Source organism: Citrobacter tructae (assembly GCF_004684345.1).
GTDB classification, from domain to species: Bacteria; Pseudomonadota; Gammaproteobacteria; order Enterobacterales; family Enterobacteriaceae; genus Citrobacter; species Citrobacter tructae.
In genome coordinates this window covers 3,580,761-3,600,947 of record NZ_CP038469.1, presented here as the reverse complement: position 1 = coordinate 3,600,947, position 20,187 = coordinate 3,580,761, and the positions used below count along the sequence as shown (strand labels likewise).

At 51.6% G+C, this 20,187-nt stretch carries 17 protein-coding genes; 7 read left to right on the top strand and 10 right to left on the bottom strand.

The features are described from left to right. Positions 1 to 16 precede the first annotated feature (16 nt). From glyS to E4Z61_RS17900, 3 genes are all read right to left on the bottom strand, one after another. Positions 17 to 2,086, bottom strand: a complete 2,070-nt coding sequence (gene glyS, locus E4Z61_RS17910) for a glycine--tRNA ligase subunit beta (RefSeq protein ID WP_135323925.1) — start codon at positions 2,084 to 2,086, stop codon at positions 17 to 19. Positions 2,087 to 2,095: 9 nt separating this feature from the next. After that, the gene (glyQ, locus tag E4Z61_RS17905; protein ID WP_001168551.1) at positions 2,096 to 3,007 is read right to left on the bottom strand and encodes a glycine--tRNA ligase subunit alpha; all 912 of its coding nucleotides are present in this window, start codon (positions 3,005 to 3,007) and stop codon (positions 2,096 to 2,098) included. A 95-nt stretch (positions 3,008 to 3,102) separates the two neighbouring features. Beyond that, a complete protein-coding gene (locus tag E4Z61_RS17900) occupies positions 3,103 to 3,411 on the bottom strand; it encodes a YsaB family lipoprotein (RefSeq protein WP_135323924.1) in 309 nt (102 codons plus the stop codon). A gap of 174 nt (positions 3,412 to 3,585) precedes the next feature. Between E4Z61_RS17900 and E4Z61_RS17895 the strand changes: the two genes are divergently transcribed. Then, positions 3,586 to 4,581: an acyltransferase gene (locus E4Z61_RS17895; RefSeq protein ID WP_135323923.1), complete on the top strand. Its 996-nt coding sequence runs from the start codon at positions 3,586 to 3,588 to the stop codon at positions 4,579 to 4,581. Positions 4,582 to 4,621: 40 nt separating this feature from the next. On the opposite strand, the gene yiaA is transcribed toward E4Z61_RS17895, so the two are convergent. The 4 genes from yiaA to xylA all read right to left on the bottom strand — a co-directional run bounded on the left by yiaA (position 4,622) and on the right by xylA (position 8,445). Continuing rightward, on the bottom strand, positions 4,622 to 5,008 hold the full coding sequence (gene yiaA / locus E4Z61_RS17890; protein WP_240703885.1) for an inner membrane protein YiaA: 387 nt from the start codon (positions 5,006 to 5,008) through the stop codon (positions 4,622 to 4,624). A 51-nt stretch (positions 5,009 to 5,059) separates the two neighbouring features. Continuing rightward, complete coding sequence (gene yiaB, locus E4Z61_RS17885; RefSeq protein WP_135323922.1) at positions 5,060 to 5,428, bottom strand: inner membrane protein YiaB; 369 nt, start codon at positions 5,426 to 5,428, stop codon at positions 5,060 to 5,062. A gap of 167 nt (positions 5,429 to 5,595) precedes the next feature. Further along, positions 5,596 to 7,050, bottom strand: a complete 1,455-nt coding sequence (xylB, locus tag E4Z61_RS17880) for a xylulokinase (RefSeq protein WP_135323921.1) — start codon at positions 7,048 to 7,050, stop codon at positions 5,596 to 5,598. A gap of 72 nt (positions 7,051 to 7,122) precedes the next feature. Beyond that, positions 7,123 to 8,445: a xylose isomerase gene (gene xylA, locus E4Z61_RS17875; protein ID WP_135323920.1), complete on the bottom strand. Its 1,323-nt coding sequence runs from the start codon at positions 8,443 to 8,445 to the stop codon at positions 7,123 to 7,125. A gap of 364 nt (positions 8,446 to 8,809) precedes the next feature. Between xylA and xylF the strand changes: the two genes are divergently transcribed. The 4 genes from xylF (at position 8,810) to xylR (ending at position 13,873) form a co-directional block, all read left to right on the top strand. Then, positions 8,810 to 9,802: a D-xylose ABC transporter substrate-binding protein gene (gene xylF / locus E4Z61_RS17870; RefSeq protein WP_135323919.1), complete on the top strand. Its 993-nt coding sequence runs from the start codon at positions 8,810 to 8,812 to the stop codon at positions 9,800 to 9,802. A gap of 111 nt (positions 9,803 to 9,913) precedes the next feature. Further along, positions 9,914 to 11,455, top strand: coding sequence for a xylose ABC transporter ATP-binding protein (locus E4Z61_RS17865; protein ID WP_135323918.1), 1,542 nt, complete (start codon positions 9,914 to 9,916; stop codon positions 11,453 to 11,455). Continuing rightward, on the top strand, positions 11,433 to 12,614 hold the full coding sequence (gene xylH / locus E4Z61_RS17860; protein ID WP_135323917.1) for a xylose ABC transporter permease XylH: 1,182 nt from the start codon (positions 11,433 to 11,435) through the stop codon (positions 12,612 to 12,614). The genes E4Z61_RS17865 and xylH overlap by 23 nt, the downstream gene beginning before the upstream one ends. 80 nt (positions 12,615 to 12,694) lie before the next feature. Further along, complete coding sequence (gene xylR / locus E4Z61_RS17855; protein WP_135323916.1) at positions 12,695 to 13,873, top strand: D-xylose utilization transcriptional activator XylR; 1,179 nt, start codon at positions 12,695 to 12,697, stop codon at positions 13,871 to 13,873. A gap of 71 nt (positions 13,874 to 13,944) precedes the next feature. On the opposite strand, the gene E4Z61_RS17850 is transcribed toward xylR, so the two are convergent. Beyond that, positions 13,945 to 14,769, bottom strand: coding sequence for a protein bax (locus E4Z61_RS17850; protein WP_135323915.1), 825 nt, complete (start codon positions 14,767 to 14,769; stop codon positions 13,945 to 13,947). Positions 14,770 to 15,085: 316 nt separating this feature from the next. Here E4Z61_RS17850 and malS point away from each other — a divergent pair, with 316 nt between their 5' ends. Both malS and avtA read left to right on the top strand, forming a co-directional pair. Further along, positions 15,086 to 17,116 (top strand): alpha-amylase, encoded by a 2,031-nt coding sequence (gene malS / locus E4Z61_RS17845; RefSeq protein WP_135323914.1) that lies wholly within the window; start codon positions 15,086 to 15,088, stop codon positions 17,114 to 17,116. Positions 17,117 to 17,292: 176 nt separating this feature from the next. After that, on the top strand, positions 17,293 to 18,543 hold the full coding sequence (gene avtA / locus E4Z61_RS17840) for a valine--pyruvate transaminase (protein WP_135323913.1): 1,251 nt from the start codon (positions 17,293 to 17,295) through the stop codon (positions 18,541 to 18,543). A 35-nt stretch (positions 18,544 to 18,578) separates the two neighbouring features. Here avtA and E4Z61_RS17835 read toward each other — a convergent pair whose 3' ends face one another. Together E4Z61_RS17835 and yiaJ are read right to left on the bottom strand one after the other, a co-directional pair. Beyond that, a complete protein-coding gene (locus E4Z61_RS17835) occupies positions 18,579 to 19,052 on the bottom strand; it encodes a 4Fe-4S dicluster domain-containing protein (RefSeq protein WP_135323912.1) in 474 nt (157 codons plus the stop codon). Positions 19,053 to 19,170: 118 nt separating this feature from the next. Continuing rightward, positions 19,171 to 19,986 (bottom strand): IclR family transcriptional regulator YiaJ, encoded by an 816-nt coding sequence (gene yiaJ, locus E4Z61_RS17830; RefSeq protein WP_135323911.1) that lies wholly within the window; start codon positions 19,984 to 19,986, stop codon positions 19,171 to 19,173. Positions 19,987 to 20,187: the final 201 nt, after the last annotated feature.

The following is a 20,187-nucleotide window of genomic DNA, read 5'->3' as shown; positions in this document are numbered from 1 at the left end:
TATTCTCAGCAAACCGTTACTGCAGTAGCGAAATATCCGCCACGCGCAGGAACAGCTCGCGCAGTTTTTCGAGCATAGACAGACGGTTAATACGCAGGTCTTTATCCTCTACGTTCACCATCACTTTCTCAAAGAACGCATCAACCGGTTCACGCAGTTCAGCTAACTCAACCAGCGCTTCCTGGTAACGACCAGCAGCGAAGACAGGCTCCAGCTTATCGCGCAGCACCACAACCTGCATCGCCAGCGCAATTTCTTCCGGTTCTTTCAGCGTGGCCGCATTTACGCGGTCATTCAGCGTTTCTTCAGACTTCGCCAGAATATTCGATACGCGCTTGTTGGCGGCAGCCAGCGCGGACGCCGCTTCCAGCGTACGGAAGTGCGAAACCGCCTTCATACGTGCGTCGAAATCAGCCGGACGAGTAGGACGACGCGCCAGTACGGCCTGAATGGTATCGACAGTGTAACCTTCGTCCTGATACCAGGCGCGGAAACGACCCAGCATAAAGTCGATGACATCATCCACTACGTTGGCGTTAGTCAGCTTGTCGCCATACAGACGAGTCGCTTCTTCGGTCAGCGTTTGCAGATCCAGGTTCAGATTCTTCTCAACGATGATACGCAGCACGCCCAGCGCAGCACGACGCAGCGCAAACGGGTCTTTGTCGCCTTTCGGATGCTGACCAATACCGAAGATACCCGCCAGGGTGTCCATCTTGTCGGCAATGGCTACGGCACAGGCAACCGGGTTGGACGGCAGGTCATCGCCGGCAAAGCGCGGCTGATACTGCTCATTCAACGCCACGGCCACATCTTCCGCTTCACCATCATGACGCGCATAGTGCATGCCCATCACGCCCTGAGTGTCGGTGAACTCGAAGACCATGTTGGTCATCAGGTCACACTTGGACAGCAGGCCCGCACGGGTAGCATGGTTAACGTCAGCGCCAATCTGTTCGGCAATCCAGCCCGCCAGCGCCTGAATACGATCGGTCTTGTCACGCAACGTACCCAGTTGCTGTTGGAACAGCACGGTTTGCAGACGTGGCAGATGATCTTCCAGACGTTTTTTACGGTCGGTATTGAAGAAGAATTCGGCATCTGCCAGACGCGGACGCACGACTTTCTCGTTACCGGAAATAATCTGAATTGGATCTTTCGATTCGATGTTGGCGACGAAGATAAAGTTTGGCAGCAGTTTGCCGTCGTTCGCGTACACCGGGAAGTACTTCTGGTCACCTTTCATGGTGTGAACCAGCGCTTCAGACGGCACCGCGAGGAATTTTTCTTCGAATTTCGCAGTCAGTACCACCGGCCATTCAACCAGAGAAGCCACTTCTTCCAGCAAGCTTTCACTCAGGTCGGCGTTGCCGCCAATCTTACGCGCAGCTTCCTCGGCATCAGCCTTGATTTTTGCCTTACGCTCGGCGTAATCGGCAATGACTTTACCGCGCTGGCGCAGGATTTCAGGATACTGGTCGGCATTGTCGATGGTAAATTCCGGCTCGCCCATAAAGCGGTGGCCGCGAATCACGCGATCGGACTGAATACCCAGAATTGTTGCCGGGATGACTTTGTCACCCAGCAACAGCGTTACGGTATGAACCGGACGCACAAAGTGGACGTCAGACGCGCCCCAGCGCATCAGTTTCGGGATCGGCAGCTTCGCAAGCGAAGTGGCAATCATGTTTGGCAGCAGCGTTTCTGCGCTTTCGCCTTTCACATGTGCACGGTACAGCAGCCATTCACCTTTGTCAGTGGTCAGACGTTCAGCCTGATCGACAGTGATGCCGCAACCGCGCGCCCAACCTTCTGCCGCTTTGCTCGGTTTGCCTTCCGCGTCAAACGCCTGAGCAATTGCCGGGCCGCGTTTTTCAACTTCACGGTCCGGTTGAGATTCAGCAAGGGCAGCCACTTTCAGCGCCAGACGACGTGGGGCGGCAAACCACTCTACGTTGCCGTGTGCGAGGCCAGCGTTGTCCAGCTCCGCAGTGAAGTTCGCAGCAAAGGACTCAGCCAGGCTGCGCAGTGCTTTTGGTGGCAGCTCTTCAGTGCCAATTTCCACCAGAAAAGTTTTCTCAGACATGGCCGCCTCTTATTTGTCTTTGTTGCACATCGGGAAGCCAAGGGCCTCACGGGAAGCGTAGTAAGCTTCTGCGACTGCTTTGGTCAGGGTGCGAATGCGCAGAATATAGCGCTGACGCTCGGTGACGGAGATGGCTTTACGCGCATCCAGCAGGTTGAAGCTATGGGCGGCTTTCAGAATACGTTCGTAAGCAGGTAGCGGCAGCGGGTTTTCCAGCGCCAGCAGCTGCTGAGCTTCTTTCTCGTACTGCTCGAAGCAGGTGAACAGGAAGTCCACATCGGCGTATTCAAAGTTGTAAGTCGATTGCTCAACTTCGTTCTGATGGAATACGTCACCGTAGGTGGTTTTACCCAGCGGGCCGTCGCTCCAGACCAGGTCGTAAACGCTGTCTACGCCCTGAATGTACATCGCCAGACGTTCCAGACCGTAGGTGATTTCGCCGGTCACAGGCTTACATTCCAGACCACCCACCTGCTGGAAGTAGGTGAACTGCGTCACTTCCATGCCGTTCAACCACACTTCCCAACCCAGACCCCAGGCACCCAGCGTTGGGTTTTCCCAGTTATCTTCCACGAAACGGATATCGTGAATGGTCGGATCCATACCCAGCTCTTTCAGCGAACCGAGGTACAGCTCCTGAATATTGTCCGGGGACGGTTTAATGACGACCTGGAACTGATAGTAGTGCTGTAAGCGGTTCGGGTTTTCGCCATAGCGACCGTCGGTAGGACGACGAGAAGGCTGCACATAAGCAGTCGCCATCGGCTCCGGCCCCAGCGCGCGCAGGCAGGTCATTGGGTGAGAAGTGCCCGCGCCGACTTCCATGTCCAATGGTTGAACGATGGTGCAGCCCTGGCGAGCCCAGTAATCCTGTAAGGTCAGGATCAAGCCCTGGAAGGTCCTGGTATCAAACTTTTGCATATTATTTCGTGCTGGATACGTGTGGATTTAAAGGAAGCGGTCAGTATACCCGCTGGCTGCAAGATATACAGTACGAAACGGGAAAAAGGAGGAACTTAGCGCATGGAAAGGTGTAAAAACTGCCCGTCTGCGTCAAATGAGCAGACAAAACTCTCTTTACGGAAGGTAGAACCCCGCATCTCATAGCTGCCCCGGAACTGTTCGAAGCCGGTAACATCAATTTTCTGCGTACCGGTGTTATAGCGCTCCGCCGCTTCATTTTTGCACAATGCTTCCATGTCCAGCGAACGCGAAGGACTCACTTTGGCCTTTTGCGCCTTCTGCGCTGGTGCTGGCGGTTGTGGATCTGCGCATCCTGCCAGCAGGAGGGTAATCATTGCGGGAAAGAAATACTTCATCATCATTTTATTACCCCCTGATTTGCGGGTCAGTCTTATTATTACTGTCTGGAAACGGATCCTATCTTGAGAATCTCATCGGACCATCACAAGCTTTAGCGTAAAAACTCAGATTATTCCAGTGAGATACGCCCACGAAATGCCAGTCAGACTTTTTTTAAAATGGAAACAGAGGAACTGATGCAGCCCAAAATTTTCTGGATTGATAACGCGCGTGGGATTGCCTGTTTAATGGTCGTCATGATCCATACCACCACTTGGTACATCACCAATGCGCAAAGCGTCAGCCCGTTAACCTGGGATCTTGCCAATGTGCTTAATTCTGCTTCACGCGTTAGCGTACCGCTGTTTTTCATGATTTCAGGCTATCTGTTCTTTGGCGAACGCAGCGCCCAGCCACGGCATTTTCTCCGTATTGCGCTCTGCATTCTGTTTTACAGTACCGTCGCACTGGCCTACATCTCACTGTTTACTTCGATCAATGCCGGGTTGTCGTTGAAAAATCTGCTGCAAAAACCGGTGTTCTATCACCTGTGGTTTTTCTTCGCGATTGCCGTCATCTACCTGGTATCGCCGTTGATTCAGGTGAAAAATGTCGGCGGAAAAATGCTGCTGGCGCTGATGGTGGTACTTGGCATCCTTGCCAATCCCAACACCGTATCGCAAAGAATCGGGGGCATTGAGTGGCTGCCCATCAACCTGTACATCAGCGGCGATACGGTCTATTACATCCTGTACGGCATGCTGGGCCGGGCAATTGGCATGATGAACACGCAAAAACGCGCGCTCACCTGGATCAGTGCAGCGCTGTGCATCACCGCCGTGTTTGTTATCTCTCGCGGCACGTTATATGAACTCCGCTGGCGAGGAAATTTCGCCGACACCTGGTATCTTTACTGCGGCCCTGCGGTGTTCATTTGCGCAGTCTCGCTGTTGACGTTGGTCAAAAATACTCTCTACGCACGCACTATTCCCGTACTGGGCCTGATTTCCCGCCACTCGCTGGGCATCTACGGCTTCCATGCGCTGATCATTCATGCGCTACGCACCAACGGTATTGAACTAAAGAGCTGGCCACCGCTGGATATGTTATGGATTTTTAGCGCCACGCTGGCAGGAAGTCTGCTGCTTTCCGCGCTATTACAGCGAATCGATACGCGCAGACTGGTGAGTTAATACAAGAAGTACTCGATCGGTAATGATCGGGTACCCTTGATTATTCAGTAAATTCTTCTGTAGCCACCGCGGTATCTTTTAGACGTTCAAAACCACCATCACGAATATTTTTCTGCACAGCAACTGCACCAAACAAGCTCAAAAAGAAGGCCAAACCGTAAAACCCTTTCTCACTGAGCAACAATGTGGCATTCCATAAACCAACCACCAGCAATACTACCGCGATAACAAAAACTGCAAGGCAGGTTACATAGTAAATAGGTGTGGTCAGGATCCCTTCATATTTATCCCGTACTGTCTTTTGATACGACGCAGCAGAAAACAAACCAAGCACCAAAACAGCAAAGTAATACCCCTTTTCATTCAACTGCATATCCGCATTCCACAACCCCAGCAGATAAGTCACGATGCCGCCAATAAGCGCTATCTATGACACGATATTAAATGCGGGAGAAAAGGTTGATGCTTTGTTATGCATTTAGAGTTCCTGTCCTTTAGATAAATTTTCTGTTGAACGCATTAGCAAAACTTGCCCCAGTAAACACATGAAGAATGCCACCGGGTACAGTCCCTTTTCGAGGGGAGATAACGGGGCATTCCAAACTCCCACCAGCAGCAGTCCTACCGTGATGAGTGCCACCATCTGACACACGGAGGCGAAGCGTTCGTCGTTTAGATTAAGATTTTCAGCCCACTGATAAACGTACCCCACGAACATTCCCGTCATCAGCACGCCGAAAAAATACCCTTTTCCGCTCAATAACGGGCATGCCTGCCATAAGCCAATAACGTACATCAGTGCGCCAGAGAGGAAAATTATCCATGGCAACAGCCTTGTCGTCTTCATTCGGGTCTCCTTATCCATCATGGATACAATATGAATAACCCGCTAAAGACAACACAGAAACATGGCATCAGACTGGACTTTCAGAATAAATTCATGCGCGCTAATGATTTATTAGATTGAAATATACATTTGATAAATCCCCTCTGCTTACCAGAGGGGAAATAGAGTCAGAACATGAGCGGCAGCAATTGCTGGTAGATACGACGGAAAGTTTCGCGACGTTGCTGATAAAGCGCGTGGCGTTCAGCATCAGGATAATGTGCCTGTTCCAGCATCAGCTGAGGCAGTAGGTCTGATAATGGCTGCTGCGGATTCATGGCAATTTGTGCCAGACGCGCCGCACCCAATGCGGGGCCAACATCACCACCGGTACGGTAATCCAGCTGCAACCCGCTGATATCAGACAGCATCTGGCGCCAGTACTCGCTACGTGCCCCGCCACCAATGAGCGTAATGCTGGTCGGTTTAACGCCGCAGGCATGCACCACATCCATGCCATCCGCTAGCGCGAATCCCACGCCTTCCAGCACCGCTCGCGCCAGTTCTGCCGGGCCGTGCTGATGCGTCAGACCAAAAAATACACCTTTCGCCTGCGGGTTGTTATGCGGTGTGCGTTCACCCGACAGATACGGCAAAAACCAGACGGGTTCAGTCTGCTCATCCACCTGTTGCGCCGCAGCGATCAGCGCAGGAACGCTGGTCATCCCGGTTAATTTTGCCGCCCAGTCAAGGCAGGATGCCGCACTGAGCATGACGGACATCAGGTGCCATCTATCAGGTAAGGCATGACAAAAGCTGTGTACCGCGCTTTCCGGTTTACTGAGGAACCCGTCGCTTACCGCAAAGTAAACACCAGACGTGCCCAGCGAAAGCATCGCCTGACCGGCATTCATCATGCCGACGCCAACCGCACCCGCCGCGTTATCGCCGCCGCCCGCCACCACTGGAATCTCTGACATGCCCCAGGATTGAGCGACAGCTGGCAGCAACGTTCCGGTAATCTCGCTGCCTTCAAACAACGCGGGCATATGCGCACGGGTCAGGCCACATGCTTCCAGCATGACATCACTCCAGTCACGCTTCGCCACGTCCAGCCACATCGTACCAGCGGCATCAGACATATCGCTGGCGAATTCCCCGGTCATTCGCAAACGCAGGTAATCTTTCGGCAGCAGGACTTTATCAACCTGACTGAAAATATCCGGCTCATGGTGCTGAACCCACAGCAATTTTGGTGCCGTAAAACCCGGCATCATCAGATTGCCGGTGATCCTGCGAGACTGCGGAACCTGGTTTTCCAGTATCGCGCACTCTTGCGCGCAGCGTCCGTCATTCCACAGAATCGCCGGGCGCAATACCTTCTGTTGCTTATCAAGTAGCGTCGCACCGTGCATTTGACCGGCAATACCCAGCGCCTTCACCTCGCTGAGTGAATGCTGCAGGGCCAGCCCTTTGACGGCGCGATCCGTTGCCAGCCACCACTGTTCAGGATCCTGCTCCGACCATAACGGATGAGGACGCGAGACCGTGAGCGTCTCCGTCTGCGAGGCCACGACATCCCCCTGCTCATTCAGCAGTATGGCCTTTACGCCTGATGTGCCAAGATCTATCCCGATATACATAAGGTATCGTTCCTTAAAGAAAGGCCCGGCAGCGCGTCGCTAACCGGGCTTACGAACGTTCTCAACGATCCGTTATTTGTCGAACAAATAATGGTTTACCAGATTTTCCAGTTGTTCCTGATGGCCGCTCTGATGTACCGGTGCCAGGTTATGTTGTTCAGCGTACTGCGCAATTTCCGTCAACGTCATCTGACCTTTCAGAATTTGCTGGCCCAGCTCACCATTCCAACCGGCATAACGTTTTGCAACCCGCTGATCCAGGCCACCGTCTTCAATCATGCGAGCCGCCACTTTCAGCGACAGCGCCATGGTGTCCATCGCCCCAATATGACCATAGAACAGATCGTATTTATCTGTGCTCTGGCGACGAACTTTGGCATCAAAGTTCAGACCGCCAGTGGTGAAACCGCCTGCTTTCAGGATTTCGTACATCACCAGCGCATTCTCTTCTACGCTGTTCGGGAACTGGTCGGTATCCCAGCCTAACTGTGCGTCACCACGGTTTGCATCGACAGAGCCAAACAGGCCGAGTGCGATCGCGGTGGCGATTTCATGGTGGAAGGAGTGGCCCGCCAGCGTGGCGTGGTTGGCTTCGATATTCAGTTTGATCTCTTTTTCCAGACCGAACTGCTTGAGGAACCCGTAGACGGTCGCCGCATCGTAGTCGTACTGATGTTTGGTCGGTTCCTGCGGCTTCGGTTCGATCAGCAAAGTACCCTGGAAACCGGTTTTGTGTTTGTGCTCAACCACCAGTTGCATGAAACGACCAATTTGCTCACGTTCCTGACGCAGATCGGTATTCAGCAGCGTTTCATAGCCTTCACGTCCCCCCCACAGGACATAGTTTTCACCGCCTAATTTATGCGTGGCATCCATGGCAGTCACCACCTGAGTGGCCGCCCAACTGAACACTTCCGGGTCCGGGTTGGTAGCCGCACCTGCGCCGTAACGTGGGTTAGTAAAGCAGTTTGCCGTTCCCCACAGCAGCTTCACGCCGCTCTGTTCCTGTTTTGCGGCCAGCACATCAACCATTTGTGCAAAGTTATTTTTGTATTCTTTCAGTGACGCGCCTTCAGGCGAGACATCCACATCATGGAAGCAGTAGTAAGGCACATTCAGCTTGTGGAAAAACTCGAACGCCACGTCCGCCTTGCGCTTCGCTAATTCCAGCGCTTCACCGGGTTGCTGCCACGGGCGATTAAATGCACCAACACCAAACATATCTGCACCATTCCAGCAGAAAGTGTGCCAGTAGCAGGCGGCAAACCGCAGGTGATCCTCCATACGCTTGCCTAACACTAACTCATCAGGGTTGTAGTGGCGAAATGCTAATGGATTCGTTGATTTGGTGCCTTCATAACGAACACGCTCAAGCTGGTCAAAATAGGCTTGCATAATGAACTCCATAATCAGGTAATGCGGCGGGTGATGAATAATGTCGTAATATTGGGCACTCCCCACCTATTGCTCAATTATGTTATTTCACACTGCTATTGAGATAATTCACAAGTGTGCGCCACTTCGCAAAATAAAGTTCGACCCATTTAAAAATCGTTACTTATCAAACTTAAATGCAACCCAGGCAACGAATCATTTAAAATACGATCCCGGTCATAAATCAAGAAATAAACCAAAAAACGTAATTGGAAGATAAAAATCTATAATTGCCTTCCAGGCATTACCTGTTAAAACTCTGCTACGTCTTACGCTGTGATTGTTACTTTTCTGCTGTCTCTCCCCTACAAAAGGCATCACGATTATGAAGATGAAGAATATTTTACTGACTGTTTGCACATCCCTTTTACTCACCAGCGTTACAGGTCATGCCAAAGAAGTGAAAATCGGTATGGCGATTGATGATCTCCGTCTGGAACGCTGGCAGAAAGATCGCGATATTTTCGTCAGCAAAGCTGAATCGCTTGGTGCGAAAGTATTTGTACAATCGGCGAATGGTAATGAAGAAACCCAAATGTCGCAGATTGAAAACATGATAAACCGGGGCGTGGATGTCCTTGTGATAATCCCTTACAACGGCCAGGTATTAAGCAATGTTATCAAAGAAGCAAAACAAGAAGGGATTAAGGTGCTGGCTTACGATCGCATGATCAATGATGCTGACATCGATTTTTATATCTCTTTCGATAATGAAAAAGTGGGTGAATTACAGGCTCAATCATTAGTCAATATTGTCCCCGAAGGGAATTATTTCCTGATGGGCGGCTCACCCGTTGATAACAACGCGAAGCTGTTCCGCGCCGGACAAATGAAAGTATTAAAACCGTATATCGACAGCGGAAAAATTAAGGTGGTGGGTGATCAATGGGTTGACGGTTGGTTACCAGAAAATGCGTTAAAGATTATGGAAAATGCGCTAACCGCCAACAATAACAAAATCGACGCGGTAGTTGCCTCAAATGACGCCACAACTGGCGGTGCGATTCAGGCGCTGAGTGCGCAAGGATTATCAGGAAAAGTTGCTATTTCCGGACAGGATGCGGACCTTGCGGGCATCAAGCGCATTGTCGCTGGGACTCAAACCATGACGGTTTATAAACCCATTACATTGCTCGCAAATACCGCTGCGGAAATCGCCGTCGAACTGGGAAATGATCAACAGCCTAAAGCAGATACCACACTGAATAATGGTCTAAAAGATGTCCCTTCCCGACTGCTCACACCAATTGATGTCAACAAAGACAATATTAACGAGACCGTTATTAAAGACGGATTCCACAAGAAAAGCGATTTGTAAGTCATGTGCCCTCTGCAAAAAACAGAGGGCAATAAAACGTGGTGTCAAATTCGCCACGGGTATACGTGAACGTCCACGAAGGGTTCTCTTATTGGCTTATGTGGAGCAGTTATGCCATATCTTCTTGAAATGAAAAACATTACCAAGACATTCGGCGTAGTGAAAGCTGTTGATAACGTTAGCCTCAGGGTCAATGCTGGCGAAATCGTTTCATTATGCGGTGAAAATGGTTCGGGTAAATCGACGCTAATGAAAGTTCTGTGCGGAATTTACCCGCATGGAACCTACGAAGGCGAGATCATTTTTGCTGGCGAAGCCATCCGTGCCAGTCATATTCGTGATACCGAACGTAAGGGTATTGCGATCATCCATCAGGAATTAGCCCTGGTGAAAGAGTTGACAATACTGGAAAATATTTTCCTCGGTAGCGAAATGACCCGTAACGGCGTTCTTGATTACGAGATGATGACGTTACGCTGCCAAAAATTACTCGATCAGGTCAGTTTGTCTATTTCTCCAGATACGCGCGTGGGCGATTTAGGCTTAGGACAACAACAGCTGGTAGAAATTGCGAAGGCACTGAATAAACAGGTCCGCTTGCTTATTCTGGATGAACCGACCGCCTCCCTTACCGAGCAGGAAACCGCAATACTGCTGAATATTATACGTGACCTGCAACAGCATGATATTGCCTGCATTTATATTTCACACAAATTGAACGAAGTTAAAGCCATCTCGAATACTATTTGTGTCATTCGCGACGGTAAACACATCGGCACACGCGATGCGACCAATATGACTGAAGACGATATTATCACCATGATGGTTGGTCGTGAGCTCACCGCACTTTACCCCAGTGAACCTCATACCACGGGAGAAGAGATTTTACGGGTTGAGAATCTGACAGCCTGGCATCCCGTCAATCGCCATATAAAACGCGTCAACAACATTTCTTTCTCACTCAAGCAGGGCGAAATTCTCGGCATTGCCGGACTCGTCGGTGCAGGACGTACCGAAGCCGTACAGTGTCTGTTTGGCGTCTGGCCTGGGCGTTGGGAGGGAAAGATTTTTATTGAAGGCACTCAGGTACATATTCATAACTGCCAGCAAGCTATTGCTCATGGCATCGCCATGGTGCCTGAAGACAGAAAAAAAGATGGCATTGTTCCGGTGATGGCGGTGGGGAAAAATATCACCCTGGCCGCGCTCGATAAATTTACCGGGGGCATGAGCCATCTTGATGATGCCGCAGAACAGAAATGCATTCTGGAATCGCTTCAACAGCTCAAAGTGAAAACATCGTCTCCCGACCTTGCGATCGGGCGTCTGAGTGGAGGGAATCAGCAAAAAGCGATTCTCGCGCGTTGCCTCCTGTTAAATCCCCGAATCCTCATTCTTGATGAACCCACCAGAGGCATTGATATCGGTGCCAAATATGAAATCTACAAACTCATCAACCAGCTCGTTCAGGAAGGCATTGCCGTGATTGTCATCTCCTCTGAATTACCTGAAGTGCTCGGACTAAGCGATCGCATCCTCGTGATGCATGAAGGAAAACTGAAAGCTAACCTGGTAAATCATAACCTGACTCAGGAGCAGGTGATGGAAGCCGCATTAAGGAGCGAACATCATGTCGAAAAACAATCCGTCTGAAGCGAAACTTTCACCCTCTGTCGCAGGTGGTTTCCCAGCAATAAAATCGCTTAACTTACAAGTCTTCGTCATGATTGCGGCGATCATCGTGATTATGCTGTTTTTCACGTGGACCACCGATGGTGCCTACCTGAGCGCGCGTAACGTCTCGAACCTGCTTCGACAGACTGCGATTACCGGTATTCTTGCCGTAGGTATGGTATTCGTGATCATTTCCGCGGAAATCGACTTGTCAGTCGGTTCCATGATGGGGTTATTGGGCGGTGTAGCGGCAATCTGTGATGTCTGGTTAGGCTGGCCATTACCGTTGACGGTGATCGTCACCCTCGTGCTGGGCTTGCTCCTCGGGGCATGGAATGGATGGTGGGTTGCTTACCGTAAGGTTCCGTCGTTTATCGTCACCCTTGCGGGAATGCTGGCTTTCCGCGGTATTCTGATTGGCATCACCAACGGCACCACCGTATCTCCCACCAGCGCAGCAATGTCTCAGATTGGTCAGAGCTACTTGTCCGATGGCACAGGCTTTGTCATCGGTGCTCTTGGCTTAATGGCGTTTGTTGGCTGGCAATGGCGCGGCCGTATGCGTCGACAGGCGTTAGGCCTTGCCACTCCCGCATCAACATCGGCCGTGGGTCGCCAGGCATTCACTGCCATTGTCGTCTTAGGGGCAATCTGGCTATTAAACGATTATCGTGGCGTCCCAACGCCCGTCTTGCTGCTGACGCTGCTGTTGCTCGCTGGGATGTTTATGGCCACGCGTACCGCATTCGGTCGGAGGATTTACGCCATTGGCGGGAACCTGGAAGCCGCCCGTCTTTCCGGCATCAACGTTGAACGCACCAAACTTGCCGTCTTCGCTATTAATGGTTTGATGGTCGCCATTGCTGGACTCATTCTTAGCTCTCGACTTGGCGCAGGTTCCCCTTCCGCAGGGAACATTGCAGAACTGGATGCCATTGCCGCATGTGTCATCGGGGGAACCAGCCTGGCGGGAGGGGTCGGGAGTGTTGCCGGCGCCGTCATGGGCGCATTTATTATGGCTTCTCTCGATAATGGAATGAGTATGATGGACGTTCCCACCTTCTGGCAATACATAGTGAAAGGGGCGATATTGTTGTTGGCAGTATGGATGGACTCGGCAACCAAACGTCGTTCCTGAATTTAAGAAGTGGGTGTATCTCAATGCCGGTTAATGCAACCGGCATTGTCTTTTCTACATGATTCAGCGGGAAAAGAACCATGTTTCATAAACGTCATCGTATTACGTTGTTATTTAATGCCAATAAAGCCTACGACCGTCAGGTGGTTGAAGGGGTTGGTGAGTATCTGCAAGCGTCGCAATCAGAGTGGGATATCTTCATAGAAGAAGATTTTCGTGCTCGCATTGATAACATTAAAGAGTGGTTAGGCGACGGCGTTATTGCCGATTATGACGATGATGATATTGCGCAATTACTTGCCGATGTAGATGTTCCTATCATCGGCATCGGTGGCTCCTACCATATTGCCGAACATTATCCACCGGTCCATTACATTGCCACCGACAACCATGCTTTGGTTGAAAGCGCCTTTTTGCATTTAAAAGAAAAAGGCATTAACCGGTTTGCATTTTATGGTCTTCCGGCTTCAAGCGGCAAACGCTGGGCCGAGGAGCGCGAGTACGCCTTTTGTCAGTTGGTCGCAAAAGAAAAATACCGTGGCGTGGTGTATCAGGGTCTGGAAACCGCACCAGAAAATTGGCAGCACGCACAAAATCGGCTGGCCGACTGGCTGCAAACCTTACCGCCACAAACCGGGATTATCGCCGTCACCGACGCACGTGCACGGCATATTTTGCAGGCCTGTGAACATCTGCATATTCCGGTACCGGAAAAGCTGTGCGTCATTGGGATTGATAACGAAGAACTCACCCGCTACCTGTCACGAGTCGCCTTGTCCTCCGTCGCTCAGGGAGCCAGACAAATGGGGTATCAGGCAGCCAAACTACTCCACCGCCTGCTGGCTCACGAAGAGATACCCTTACAGCGCATTCTGGTTTCTCCTGTACGCGTTGTTGAGCGTCAGTCTACGGATTATCGTTCGCTTACCGATCCTGCCGTTATTCAGGCTATGCATTACATTCGCAACCACGCCTGCAAAGGTATCAAGGTTGATCAAGTGTTGGACTCAGTGGGGATTTCGCGTTCGAATCTGGAAAAACGTTTTAAAGAAGAGGTCGGGGAGACCATCCACGCGGTGATCCATGCCGAAAAGCTGGAAAAAGCGCGCAGCCTGTTGATTTCAACCACGCTGTCGATCAATGAGATTTCGCAGATGTGCGGCTATCCATCTCTGCAGTATTTCTATTCTGTCTTCAAAAAAGAGTACGACACGACGCCCAAAGAGTATCGCGATGTGAACAGTGAAGTGCTGCTGTGAAGAGCGTTGCCTGATGGCGCAGTGCTATCAGGCCTACACATCATCATGTAGGCCTGTTCAGCATGCTGGGATTACATATGCGCGGCAATTAAGCGCTGATTATCCTGATACATCGCGAACAGATAGTTGTTGTAGCTCTGTCCTTTGGTGGAATAACCCTTCAGCTTGTGAATCATCGCCGTGGCGGTGACTTCTTGATCCGTTTTACGCAGTTGGGCACGAGACTTACGGAAAGAAGAGTATGCCGGATGCGTATTCAGGTTGATGACGTAGGCCGTCACCGACTCTTTCACCGAGTCAAACTGAGAGTAACCTTTCACCTTACCCGGCGCATTGGTGCAGCGCCCTTTGACACATTTCATGCCAAACAGGTTGTTGTTGCTACGCGCCAGCTTTGACGTACCCCATCCGCTTTCAGCAGCAGCCATGGTCGCTACCATACTGGTCGGGATAATGTCCACGCGCTCGAGCAGCGTGTTCCACGGAATTTTACGCGTGTTGCCAGACCAGTTCACCTTATAGCGTTTGGCGATATCTTTCATACGCGCACGCTCGCTTGGCGACCAGCGATTCTGGTACTGCTTCGAAATCAGCCAGTTACGTTCAGCAGTAATGGCCGCATTTTGACTGGTAATGTAAGGCATAACCGTCCGGAGAAACGCTTTTTTCCTTGGTGTTCCGGAAGGGTATTTTCGCAAATCAGGAAGTGAACTACTCTTTGCACTATTGCGAGAATACTCTTGTTTACTGCTTACCTGTGTATTACTTGTCTTGGTTGCCTGGGGCTTCTGACTCGTTGTTGCCGTGTGTGTCTTTGCCAGCACCTCACCCGAAAATGCCATGGTGAGTAACATAAGAATCATTGCCCCATATCGTCGAATGGGAGTCAATATCATTAGGTCTCCTGGTCGGATTTATACATTCCAACACCTTATATTTTTCACAAAAATGAGAGATGAATCTCAAATCATAGCAAAAATAGCCGTCAAGAGCACCCAAAGGAATAGTCCAATTCTGAAACTATGTCACGCGCTAACGGTTAAAATTGGCATTAATTCGAAGAAAATGTGGGGGTTATCGCAAAATAACATCGTTTTTTGCGCACGATCGCTCACCCTCACGTCTCATCCTGGTGGAATCCACCCAAAGGATGAGTCTCCGACCGTAATTCGCTGGCAAACTGGCTAAAACCGCAGCATCAAGGACAGCGTTATGAAACTTGCCGCCTTTGCGCTGGCGCTTATGCCCGGCATCGCCATCGCCTCATCATGGACTTCTCAAGGGTTCCCCGCCTTCGAAGTGGAAGGTACGGGTAAGTTTGTCAGCCATGCAGCGTTGACGAAGGGTACCCGCCCTTTAATTCTAAATTTTGACCAACAGTGCTGGCAGCCTGCCGATGCCATTAAACTCAATCAGATGCTGTCGCTCAAACCTTGCGAAGGCGAGCCACCGCAGTGGCGTTTATTCAAAGACGGTCGCTATACGCTGGAAGTCGATACCCGCTCCGGCACACCGACGCTGATGCTCTCGGTTAAAAGCACCACCGATCCCGTCACGGCCCAGGTTCGTCAGTGTCCAAAATGGGATGGTTCTCCGTTAACACTGGACGTGAGCCAGACCTTCCCGGAAGGGACAGTGGTACGCGATTACTACAGCCAGCAAACGGCAACGGTGAAGAACGGTCAGATCGCAATGCAGCCTGCCGCAACCAGCAACGGGTTGTTACTGCTTGAACGCGCAGAAACGGACGCCCCCGCCCCCTTTGACTGGCACAACGCCACGGTGTACTTCGTGTTGACGGACCGTTTTCAGAATGGCGATCCTACCAATGACCACAGCTATGATCGTCACAACGACGGCATGCAGGAGATTGGTACGTTTCACGGCGGTGACTTACGCGGCCTCGCCAGCAAGCTCGACTATCTGCAACGATTGGGGGTTAACGCTCTGTGGATCAGCGCCCCGTTTGAGCAGATTCACGGCTGGGTTGGTGGTGGTACCAAAGGAGATTTTCCTCACTACGCCTACCACGGCTATTACACGCAAGACTGGACTACGCTTGACGCCAATATGGGCAACGAGGCCGATCTGCGTGCGTTGGTCGACGGCGCTCACCAGCGCGGTATCCGTATTCTGTTCGATGTGGTGATGAACCATGCGGGTTACGCGACGCTGGCCGATATGCAGGCGTATCAGTTTGGTGCGTTGTACTTATCGGGTGATGAACTGAAAAATACGCTCGGTGAACGCTGGACGGACTGGAAGCCCGCCGCCGGACAGAGCTGGCACAGCTTTAATGATTACATCAACTTCAGCGATAAAACCGCCTGGGAAAAATGGTGGGGAAAAAACTGGATCCGTACCGACATCGGCGACTACAACAGTCCCGGTTTTGACGACCTGACAATGTCGCTGGCCTTCCTGCCCGACCTGAAAACTGAATCCACCACACCTTCCGGGCTGCCAAACTTTTATCAGCACAAGCCGGATACCCACGCCAAAGCTATCGCCGGTTACACGCCTCGGGATTATCTGACGCACTGGCTCAGTCAGTGGGTACGTGATTACGGGATTGACGGATTTCGGGTCGATACCGCCAAACACGTCGAGCTTCCCGCCTGGCAGCAACTGAAAACCCAGGCCAGCGCAGCGTTGGCCGAATGGAAGAAAGCCAACCCGGACAAAGCGCTGGATGATAAACCCTTCTGGATGACCGGAGAAGCGTGGGGCCACGGCGTCATGCGTAGCGATTATTACCGCCACGGCTTTGATGCGATGATCAATTTTGATTATCAGGAGCAGGCGGCAAAGGCCGTCGACTGTCTGGCAAATATGGATCTCACCTGGCAACAGATGGCAGATAAATTGCAGGATTTTAACGTCCTGAGCTATCTCTCATCGCATGATACGCGCCTGTTCCGTGAAGGTGGAGATAAAGCAGCCGAACTGTTGCTGCTGGCACCCGGCGCAGTGCAGCTGTTTTACGGCGACGAGTCCGCACGTCCTTTTGGCCCGACTGGCTCAGACCCTTTACAGGGCACACGCTCCGATATGAACTGGCTGGACGTCAGCGGCAAATCAGCCGCCAGCGTCACGCACTGGCAGAAAATCAGCCAGTTCCGGGCCAGACATTCCGCCATCGGCGCGGGTAAGCAAACCACACTGACGTTAAAGCAAGGCTACGGATTTACCCGCGAGCACGGTGACGACAAAGTGATAGTTATCTGGGCAGGCCAGCCCTGATCCCGCCAGGCTTCTCGTACCGGATGCCACGAGAAGCCTGATGCAAAATAAAAAACCAGCCCGTCACAAATCTGCAGCACAATACGTCAATCCAGCCTTGCAGGCCTGATTTGCACCCTGCCATAGGTAGCGTTATGGTTAGCCACTTTATTACTCAGCTCGACAGACCACCTGCTATGACATTCTCACTTTTTGGCGACAAATTTACCCGCCATTCAGGCATCACCCGCCTGATGGAGGACCTCAACGACGGTTTACGTACGCCCGGCGCGATCATGCTTGGCGGCGGTAATCCGGCGCAAATTCCACAGATGCAGGATTATTTCCAGTCTCTGCTGGCAGAGATGCTGGAAAACGGCAAAGTCACTGATGCGCTTTGTAATTATGATGGTCCACAAGGTAAAACCGAGCTACTGGCTGAGCTGGCCACACTGCTACGCGAGAAACTGGGCTGGGATATCGAACCACAAAATATTGCACTGACAAATGGCAGTCAGAGCGCGTTTTTCTACTTATTCAATCTCTTCGCCGGACATCGCGCCGACGGGACCACCCGAAAAGTCCTGTTCCCGCTGGCACCGGAATACATTGGCTATGCCGATTCCGGGCTGGAAGAGGATCTCTTCGTTTCCGCACGACCAAACATCGAACTGTTACCGGAAGGCCAGTTTAAGTATCACGTTGACTTTGAACACCTGCATATTGGTGAAGAGACCGGCATGATTTGCGTGTCGCGTCCCACCAACCCGACAGGCAATGTGATCACTGACGAAGAACTACTGAAGCTGGATCGCCTTGCCAATCAGCACGGTATACCGCTGATTATTGATAACGCCTACGGCGTCCCGTTTCCCGGCATTATCTTTAGCGAAGCACGCCCGCTGTGGAACCCCAACATTGTGCTGTGCATGAGCCTTTCCAAGCTCGGGCTGCCGGGTTCGCGCTGCGGCATTATTATCGCCAATGAAAAAATCATCACCGCTATCACCAATATGAACGGCATTATCAGTCTTGCGCCTGGCGGCATGGGTCCGGCGATCATGTGCGAGATGATTAAGCGCAACGACCTGCTGCGCCTGTCAGAGACCGTGATCAAACCATTTTATTATCAGCGCGTTCAGGAGACCGTGGCGATCATTCGCCGTTACCTGTCTGAAGAACGCTGCCTGATCCATAAACCAGAGGGCGCGATTTTCCTGTGGCTGTGGTTCAAGGACTTGCCCATCACTACCGAACTGCTGTATCAGCGCCTGAAAGCGCGTGGCGTGTTGATGGTTCCAGGCGACTACTTCTTCCCGGGGCTGGATAAGCCGTGGCCGCATACCCATCAGTGCATGCGCATGAACTACGTGCCAGAACCGGAGAAAATCGAGGCTGGCGTGAAGATTCTGGCTGAAGAGATAGAACGCGCCTGGCTGGAAGGCTGATGATTAGCTCGACCCAAGCTCGGGTCGGGCTAATTTCATAACGGCTGTGAACGCAGACGCTGCTGCTGAATATTGGCTGCGTCAACACACTGCAACGCGCTGGTTGGGCAGGCTTCTACACACGCCGGCCCCGCATCACGATGCCAGCACAAATCGCATTTAACCGCCTGCACCCGCGAGCGATGTACAACCACATTCATGGCCCCAAACGGGCAAACCAGCATACAGCTCTTACAGCCAATGCAACGCGCCTGTTCAACGAAGATATGCCCACTTTCGCGGCGAATGGCGCTGGTTGGGCATGCGTTCGCACAAGGTGCGTCTTCACATTGATGACAGGTAACCGCCGTGGTAAACGCATCGTCTTTAATAACCCGAATGCGCGGGGTAAAGGCGCTGGAAGAGACCGCTGCGCAATCCTGGTTTTCCTGATGCGCGACGACGCAGGCCACTTCGCAGGTACGACATCCAATGCATTTCGCCGCATCCGCCATAATAAATCCGTTCATTGCCTTCTCCGTCGCCGTTAAAAACCACAGAGTGCCAGAGAGGCTGTCCCTGTCGCTTTGATCGGACAGGGGAAACGGTTAAATTTTGTCAGGTATGTGAGCAACTCTGGCGTTTCGCCTAATCGCGAACGGTAAAGCCCAGTTCATTCGAAATTGCCTGAGCAGTCTCCCGCAGCGGCTTGAGTAAATTCTTCTCCCCAACCTGCTTCAGGCGAGAAGTGGAGAGTGAAATTGAAACCGAGTACGGCACGCGGCCATGAATATCAAACACCGGCACCGCAATGCAGGATACGCCCAGCTCATTCTCTTCCCGGTCCATCGCCATGCTGCTTTCACGGATCTGTGCCAGTTCATCGTACATCGCCGGTAAACCGGTAATGGTATTGCGGGTCAGTGGCTGAATCATATCCTGGTGGCTTTCCCAGTAAGACGCCACATAGTCCGGATGACCAAACGCCATATAAATTTTGCCCATCGCCGAGCAATACAGCGGCATATGCTGACCAATATAGGCGCGGGTGCGCAGCATACCGGTGGTGGGTTCCAGCTTATAAATCAGAATCGCGTGGTCATCTTCACGACTGGAAAAGTTAATCGTTTCACCGGTGGCAATATTCAGAGCTTCAAGGTGCGGCGCGGCGACATGGATAATATTCAGTGACGACAGCGCCTTCTGCCCAACGGCGATGAATTTGGTGGTCAGGCGATAGCTTCCCGCTGCGGGCGCGGGCGTGACATATCCACAAGATTGCAGCCCTTGCAGCAGTCGATGCACGGTACTTTTGTTCAGCCCCGCCAGTTCAGACAGATGGGCCAACGGGCAGCCATTCGGATAGTTGCTCAGGATCTCAATCAACATCAAACCACGAAACAGGCTCTGACTTCCGGCTGGCCTCTCTTTTTCTTGCGTCATCTCATTCTCTTTTGTGCCCATCGCTTTCGCTCCCCTTTTCGTCGCGCTCTGATGGTAGCGCAAAGTGTGTTTCAGTTCACGATCTGAACCGAAAAAACATAACCATTTGATTTTGATAATTTTAAAAAACAGGCCGACCCGTTGATCTGTCAAAATTTGATCGCTATATTTGAAATCAGATTTCGCATAGTGAAATTTAGAGATAAAAAAGCGATCAAATTT

Bases quoted from the DNA above. Each gene is read 5' to 3' on its own strand.
- glyS (WP_135323925.1), bottom strand. From the start codon at position 2,086: ATGTCTGAGAAAACTTTTCTGGTGGAAATTGGCACTGAAGAGCTGCCA.
- glyQ (WP_001168551.1), bottom strand. From the start codon at position 3,007: ATGCAAAAGTTTGATACCAGGACCTTCCAGGGCTTGATCCTGACCTTA.
- E4Z61_RS17900 (WP_135323924.1), bottom strand. From the start codon at position 3,411: ATGATGATGAAGTATTTCTTTCCCGCAATGATTACCCTCCTGCTGGCA.
- E4Z61_RS17895 (WP_135323923.1), top strand. From the start codon at position 3,586: ATGCAGCCCAAAATTTTCTGGATTGATAACGCGCGTGGGATTGCCTGT.
- yiaB (WP_135323922.1), bottom strand. From the start codon at position 5,428: ATGAAGACGACAAGGCTGTTGCCATGGATAATTTTCCTCTCTGGCGCA.
- xylB (WP_135323921.1), bottom strand. From the start codon at position 7,050: ATGTATATCGGGATAGATCTTGGCACATCAGGCGTAAAGGCCATACTG.
- xylA (WP_135323920.1), bottom strand. From the start codon at position 8,445: ATGCAAGCCTATTTTGACCAGCTTGAGCGTGTTCGTTATGAAGGCACC.
- xylF (WP_135323919.1), top strand. From the start codon at position 8,810: ATGAAGATGAAGAATATTTTACTGACTGTTTGCACATCCCTTTTACTC.
- E4Z61_RS17865 (WP_135323918.1), top strand. From the start codon at position 9,914: ATGCCATATCTTCTTGAAATGAAAAACATTACCAAGACATTCGGCGTA.
- xylH (WP_135323917.1), top strand. From the start codon at position 11,433: ATGTCGAAAAACAATCCGTCTGAAGCGAAACTTTCACCCTCTGTCGCA.
- xylR (WP_135323916.1), top strand. From the start codon at position 12,695: ATGTTTCATAAACGTCATCGTATTACGTTGTTATTTAATGCCAATAAA.
- E4Z61_RS17850 (WP_135323915.1), bottom strand. From the start codon at position 14,769: ATGATATTGACTCCCATTCGACGATATGGGGCAATGATTCTTATGTTA.
- malS (WP_135323914.1), top strand. From the start codon at position 15,086: ATGAAACTTGCCGCCTTTGCGCTGGCGCTTATGCCCGGCATCGCCATC.
- avtA (WP_135323913.1), top strand. From the start codon at position 17,293: ATGACATTCTCACTTTTTGGCGACAAATTTACCCGCCATTCAGGCATC.
- E4Z61_RS17835 (WP_135323912.1), bottom strand. From the start codon at position 19,052: ATGAACGGATTTATTATGGCGGATGCGGCGAAATGCATTGGATGTCGT.
- yiaJ (WP_135323911.1), bottom strand. From the start codon at position 19,986: ATGGGCACAAAAGAGAATGAGATGACGCAAGAAAAAGAGAGGCCAGCC.